We start from the raw sequence: 1,614 nt of genomic DNA, 5'->3' as shown, positions 1-1,614 counted from the left end.
GGTTCTTTGTCAAATAGTGTTGGTGAATATTTAAGGCGATAGATTTAGTTCTATCGTCTTTTTTTGATGTAAGTATATTAGTCATCTGTTGGATTAGAGTATATTCGTCTATAGAGCCGCTTCGTCACAAAAATACAATGGGCGTACAAGTTCAGCATTAAGTTGTTGAAGCTGGGTTGAGATTAAAATCCGACACCTTAAGTGACCGTAATTGCGATAACCATAGCCAGATCGTTTGATCATCTTGATTTTGTTTACGGTACCTTCCACAACGCCATTCGAGAGTGTATAAGTTAAGCTGTTTTCAATATCCAACGCGTAGGAAGTTAATGTTCGAAACGCTGTTCTCACCTTGTGTGGGAAGACATATTTTTTACTTTCTATTAAGGTGTTCTCAAAAGCTTGGAAACGCCGGTAGCGAATGGCCTCAATCAGTCGGTGCACAAAGTCATAAGTACGTGCCAGTTGAGCATCCAGTTGGATTAAATAGTCTACCATGCCTTGTTCACTGATCAACCCATCAAATAATCGATGGGGATGATAGTGGGTAAAATCCAACGCTTCGCGCGGCTTCAAGAGCAGCTTCCACAATCGTTTAAGCTTGGTATAATCCCGGGGCTGAGTATAGCGTAGCCGATTCATAACCCGAATGCGATACGCGTTTAACACTCGGTTTAAGAGCTGAACGATATGGAAGCGGTCAATAATGACATGGGCATTCGGGAATAACCGCGGTAAAAAGTCTCGATAAGGGGAATACATGTCCATGGTGATGGTTTTCACCTGCCGCCGTTCTTCCAGTGAGAACCGTAAGAAATAATCCCTTAAATACCCTTGAGTTCGGTCTTCAAGGATATCCACCATTTGATGTGTCGCGTTATCCATTAACGCACACGACATTGCCTTGGGCACATTTTTAACCGATTTAAATTCATCGATCGCCAAGTGGGACGGTAAGCGGCTAGGCTTAGGATTTAGGTTGTCCCCATAGGTTATTAATTGACGGATGACCGTTGTAGTTGAAACATTCAGGTGTTGGGCGATTAAGGTCATGGACTGCATCTGAGCTAATTCTTCAATGATGACATACTTCACCGCATTAGAAATAAAACAATGCCGACGAGTTAAGGGAGTGATGGCCACTGTGGTCCGACGGCAATGTTTACACAAATAGCGTTGTTTCTTTAACTTTAAATAGACAGGTTGAAAGTTGTATTGTCCCAATAAAACAACGGAATTCATCGTACCGTTTCGAATGATATCGTGACTACTTTGATTTAGACAGCCACAATGAGAACAGGCTTGAGGCAGGTGATCGAGATGCCCCGTCACCGTGAGGACTTTTCGATGGGACCCCTTCACGTCAAGGGAAGCCGATTGAGCCGATGGACGAAATTGTTGAACATCTCCATAGGATTCTTCTTGTAAACCATGCGTTAATTTAATGTGAGGGTCTTTAATTCCTAGTAAAAGAGCGGTAGAATGTAAGTAAGCCATGTCGATTTCCTTTCTTATGTGTTTGGTCGTACTTACATCATAACGGAAATCACTGGCTTTTTGTGTATACAAAAATAGTGCTGATGATTTCTCACCAACACTAAAAATTATAGAACC

The 1,614-nt window shown here is 42.0% G+C and carries 1 protein-coding gene; it reads right to left on the bottom strand.

The features are described from left to right. Positions 1-108 precede the first annotated feature (108 nt). Positions 109-1,614, bottom strand: a 1,506-nt coding sequence (locus GF867_RS13580; protein WP_153833619.1) for an ISL3 family transposase, incomplete at its 5' end; no start/stop codon positions are given.

It is taken from the genome of Fundicoccus ignavus (assembly GCF_009659375.1).
Taxonomy (GTDB): domain Bacteria; phylum Bacillota; class Bacilli; order Lactobacillales; family Aerococcaceae; genus Fundicoccus; species Fundicoccus ignavus.
The sequence above is the reverse complement of the archived record's forward strand: the minus strand, read 5'-3'. Positions and strand labels throughout refer to the sequence as shown.